3 protein-coding genes are annotated in these 5,243 nt (G+C 59.1%); all 3 read left to right on the top strand.

Going from position 1 to position 5,243, the window contains the following annotated elements; translation table 11 throughout:
• Window positions 1-206: hypothetical protein (locus DW233_RS10480; RefSeq protein WP_233540563.1), on the top strand; the 206-nt coding region annotated here is incomplete at its 5' end.
• Window positions 207-458: 252 nt separating this feature from the next.
• Window positions 459-2,348 carry a carbon starvation protein A gene (locus DW233_RS09900; RefSeq protein WP_118268008.1) on the top strand — a complete coding sequence of 630 codons (1,890 nt, stop codon included), beginning with the start codon at window positions 459-461 and terminating at the stop codon, window positions 2,346-2,348.
• A gap of 183 nt (window positions 2,349-2,531) precedes the next feature.
• Complete coding sequence (locus DW233_RS09895) at window positions 2,532-4,706, top strand: hypothetical protein (RefSeq protein ID WP_158567851.1); 2,175 nt, start codon at window positions 2,532-2,534, stop codon at window positions 4,704-4,706.
• The last annotated feature ends 537 nt before the right edge of the window (window positions 4,707-5,243 follow it).

Genomic DNA, 5,243 nt, shown 5'->3' with positions numbered 1-5,243 from the left:
GGAAAGCACTTAATGTGCTTTCCGTCTTGCGCAGGACTGTAGAGCAGGAAAGTTCATATGCGCCGCCCGGCTCCCGCGGCTCCCGAGGGGTATCTCCCATGCAAAAACTTTTGTTGGGTAAAGTCCGAGGTCAGTGGCGTTTTATAACGAGAAATTCAAAAAAGTTGAAAATCCATTACAAATTTGCGTTGACTTTAGGTAACTAAAGTTTCATACTCCTTTTCAACCACTGGGGGATGTGAACACGCACGGATCGTTCGCATCATGATTGAAGAGGATTTTTTAGACATGTTCACGCATCAGCTAAACATTATCAGCGTAGTAATTATCTGATGCGGGTTAGCACATACAGCTAGCCCGTACGATAACGGGCGGCTGATGAAGATGAGGGCCGTCGAGCGCAACCGACGGCCCTCATTTTTTATGTCTGAGAAGTTCTTTTTAGAGGAGGAAATGTAATGAACGGAGTTTTGCTCATGGTTGTGGCCGCGGCGGTGCTCGCCTGCGGCTATCTGGGCTATGGCCGATGGCTGGCCAACAAGTGGGGCGTTGACAAAGAGGCCCTCACGCCGGCCAAGCGCATGAAGGACGGCAAGAGCTTCTCGCCCGTCTCTGCCTTCACCGCGTTCTCGCACCAGTTCAGCTCGATCTGCGGTGCCGGCCCTGTTACGGGTACGATCGTCGCCATGGCCTTTGGCTGGCTGCCCGTCGTGCTCTGGGTCCTCGTCGGCGGCATCTTCTTTGGCGCCGTCCACGACTTTGGCGCCCTGTATGCCTCGATGAAGAACAACGGCAAGTCGCTCGCTCAGCTCATCGAGAAGTACATCGGCAAGACCGGCCGTCGCCTGTTCCTGCTGTTCTGCTGGCTGTTCTGCATCATCGTCATCGCCGCCTTCACCGACATGGTCTGCAAGACGTTCATGTTCACCCCGGCCGTTGACGCTTCTGGTGCTGCTACCGGTGCCATCGACTTCACCAAGTCCTATGCCGCCGGCTGCGCTGGTACCATCTCCATCCTGTTCACCTTCGTCGCTATCGCCTTTGGTTGGGCCCAGAAGAAGTTCAACCTCACCGGTGCTACCGAGTTCGTCACCGGCGTGGTCCTCATGGTTCTCATGTTCGCCGTCGGTATGCAGTTCCCGGTCTATCTGGATAAGTTCCAGTGGTTCGCCGTCGTCATGGTCTACCTGGTCTTCGCTGGCGCTATGCCCATCCAGATGCTCAAGACCCCGCGTGACTACCTCACTTCCATCATGATGATCGTCATGATCGTTTGCGCTGTCCTCGGCATCGTCGTCCTGGGCGTCAACGGTCAGGCCGCCATCACCGCTCCGGTCTTCACCGGCTTCTCCACTGCCTCCGGCATGATGTTCCCGGTCCTGTTCGTCTCCGTCGCTTGCGGTGCTCTCTCCGGTTTCCACAGCCTCGTTTCTTCCGGCACCTCTTCTAAGCAGGTCGAGAAGGAGCAGGACGCCGTCAAGGTCGGTTACGGCGCAATGATCGTCGAGTCCTTCGTCGGCATCCTTGCCATCATCGTCGCCGGCATCATGTTCTCCGATATGAACACCGCCGGTACCGGCGCCCTCAACGCTGGTGTCGCTTCCACCCCGTTCCAGATCTTCGCCGCTGGCATCTCCCGCGGTATGCAGGCCTTCGGTGTTGACGGCACGCTCGCTACCGTCTTCATGACTATGAACGTCTCCGCTCTGGCCCTGACCTCGCTCGACGCCGTCGCCCGCATCGCCCGCACCTCGTTCTCCGAGTTCTTTGCCCAGACCAACGATGCTCTGGCCATCGAGTCCAAGGCCGGCTATATGAAGGTCCTCGGCAACCCCTGGTTCGCCACGGTCGTTACCCTGCTTCCCGGTCTCGCCCTCGCTTTTGGTGGCTATGCCAACATCTGGCCGCTCTTTGGTGCTTCCAACCAGCTGCTCGGCGGTATGACCATGATCACCCTCGCCGTGTTCTGCAAGTGCACCGGTCGCAAGGGCTGGATGCTCTACGTGCCCGTCGCCTTCCTGCTCTGCTGCACCTTCACCTCGCTGGTCCAGAGCGCCATGGGCTGCATGACCGCCGTCCAGGCCTACGGTTTCTTCGGTACCATCCCGGCTACCGCCACCACGGCCGCCGTCTCCGTCGCCGCCACCAAGGGCCTGCAGCTCGTCTTTGCCGTTCTGCTGATGGTCCTGGGCCTCATCGTCGCCGTCAACTGCCTCAAGGAGTTCTTCGGCAAGGAGGCTGGCTCCATGCCTGATGAGGAGCCCGAGTGGTCCGAGATGGGCAAGGCCGAGTACGGTCGCGCCGCTGCCGCTGAAGCTCCTGCCGACGCCGAGGCCGCCAAGGCCTAGTCGGTCGGACGGGTTGAATCTCCCGTCTATTTGACTCGGAAAGACCGGGTCCGCAATCAAGCGGACCCGGTCTTTTTTCTTGTGAGAACAGGTGGTGCAAGGGCGTTCTCGCAGATGTTTTGCGTGGATAGGCTCGTGCGTTGTACCATATGGACGTATATGTGTGCATATGAAAGGGGCCCCGTGGCCAAGACGGTATATTCCGATAATCAAAACAATGTCGATGCCCTGGCTGAGCGTCTGAGCAGCCAGACATCGCTTTCTGCCGAGCGTGCCAAGCTGGTTGCCTACGACCTGCTTTGCCGCAAGGCGCTCAAGATTAAGTCGAGTGCGCTGGCGCAGATTTTCCGCTCCGTCGATAAGGAGTGCGACACCAAGGCGATGCGCGATGAGCTTATCGCGGCAAATATCGTGACCAAGATCGAGGGTAGTGGCATTAACGGGCGCCCGGCGTTCTATACCATCAATGCCGAGATCCGCGATGCCCAGGAGCAACCTGCCGAGTCCGTCGAAGATTTTGTCGTCGAGGATTCCGCTGACGTGCCTGCTGTGGAAGAAGTTGCTCCGCGTGAGCATGTCGATACCGATGAGTTGCTCGATGAGAACGTTGTGCGTGCCTTTACGGCCAAGGCAGGACGCGGCGGTTTTGGCGGGGGCGGCAAGCGCGATGCACAGCGCCGCGCCCAGCAGGAGCGCTTCCGTCGCGCCGTTGCTCGAAAGGGCGAGACGGATGCCGAGGCTGTTGAGGCCGAGGTTGCTGCCGAGTCGCAGAAGCCCACGAAGGAGCAAAAGCCCGTGGAGGCCCAAGAGCCCAAGCGCCGCCGCGGTGCTCACTTTAAGGCTGCACAGCAGGGTGCCGCGCGTGAGGTCGAAGAGTCTTCTGAGGTTGCAGACGATGTTGAGGAGTCTGCCAAGAAGGCTCCGGGTTCGTGTCGTCCCGGCCGCGGTTTTGCGGGACGCGCGTATCCCGTAAAGCGTCAGGAGAAGGGCGAGTCGGTTTCGACCACCCAGGACGAGAAGGCCGTTGAGCCGGCGGCTCGCGAGCAAAAGCCTGTTGAGCCGCAGCTTGAGGCTGATGCCGAGGCCAAGGGCCAGCAGCCTACTGATGAGCAGACGGAGCGGGGCGCGTCGAGCAAGCCTCGCCGCCGTCGCCATCGTGGGGGCCGCAGTTCCCATGCCGAGACTGCAGCCGAGAGGACCACGCCGCAGGACGAGGATGCGAAGGCCGAGGTTTCTTCGGGGCAGCCTAAGCGCCAGCCGGCGAAGGAGAGCAAGTCCGATCGTCCGCAGAAGCAGGCGTCTATGCCGAAGCGCGAGCGCAATTCCCAAGGCGATTCTAAACGCAAGTCTCAGAAGAAGCCGGAGTCTTCCGCAGCAGGTACTGCTGCCCAGCAGCCCAAGTCGGCCGTCCGCGGTGAGGTATCGGCGTTCGCCCTTGCCCGCGATTTAGGCAGGCAGCTGCTCAAGGTTGTCCCTACGCCTACGGCGCTCTCTAAGATCAAGGAGCAGCAGACACAGATCGTAAAGGTCGAGGGCAAGGACGGCAAAAAGGCTCCGCAGCGCACTCAGCACAACGAGATGTCCAACCGCAAGATTGCCGAGGAAATCGCAATCATCCAGGCTTGGATCGAGCAGAACCGAGGTGCCGATACGCCGGTTGCCTCGCGCCGCCAGCGTGCCTACCAGATCTTTAACGACGAGAAGGCTTTTGACGGCAAGCACGGTGAGCGCCTGATAAGGCGCATGACCGAAAAGGGCATCAGCATGCAGGCGATCAAGGTCGCCCCCAACCGCCCCGTGCACTTTACGGGTTTCTTTACGCTGGGCGCCGATAAGCCGTTCATTATGGTCGAGAACCTGGACACCTACGACGAGATCGTCAGGCTGCTGCGTGGCCGCAAGCACGCCAAGCTCTTTGGCATCAAGGTGGGCGGCGTGATTTTTGGCGGCGGATGCAAGGCGAGCGTCTCGCATGCCCTGGACGATTATCTGGCCGAGATCGGCTATCGCTTTAACTACGTCTACTACGTGGGCGATATCGACCGCGAGGGCGCGCGCATCGTCGAGCAGGCTCGCAATGCCAATGTGGTTGAGATTCGCCTGCATGCCGGTATGTACCGCGCCATGCTCGCCGAGCATAAGCGTCGCGTGAAGGCCGGCGGCGAGTGCGAGCGCGCGGCTGCCAACCAGGGCGTGCCGCAGAACTTGGCGGCGACGATCAAGGATCTGCCCATGGTCACGCGCGTACAGTTCCGCAATGTGCTACGTGAAGGCGGGCGCATTCCGCAGGAGATTCTGATGACCGCCGACTATCGGGATGGCGACTCGGGAAGCTTCGACCGCATGCTGAACAACTAAATTCCGCCGGCCCCGGGAGAGCGGGGACACCGGCTTAGGTTTCCTGCTCTACAGTCCTGCTCACGACGGAGGCCACATTAAGTGGCCTCCTGTTCGTGCGGAACTCGCGATAAACCTAAGCCGGTGCCCCCGCTCTCCCGGGGGCTGTCGTGGCTTGGCCGTTGCACGCGGCTCGCTTTCCGGAACGGGGCTGACGGACACGTTCCGAAATCTACCACCGTCGCTGTGCAGGGTGTCTATAAAGAGCCGTGGCCAAAAAACATCAAATATGAGTACTGATACTCTTTTAGTAGCAGTAATTTTGATCACATTTAAGGTGATTTGACGTGTCGATCGAGCAGATAAGCTGCCGTATCTCCTCAAGTGTTCATTAAAGGAAGACCTTGATGCGAATAAATCTCATTAAGATCTTCTTTTATTAACGAAAATAATATAGCTACAACGGTAACAGTACTCATATTTGCCGTTTTTTGGCCACAGTCCTTCGGAGGGGTAGTGTCGAGAAAGTTGGTGTAGCGTCCGATCCGAAGCGAGTCG

The sequence above is a fragment of the Collinsella sp. AM20-15AC genome (assembly GCF_003471405.1).
Classification (GTDB): Bacteria; Actinomycetota; Coriobacteriia; order Coriobacteriales; family Coriobacteriaceae; genus Collinsella.
This window is presented reverse-complemented; position numbering and strand designations above follow the sequence as displayed.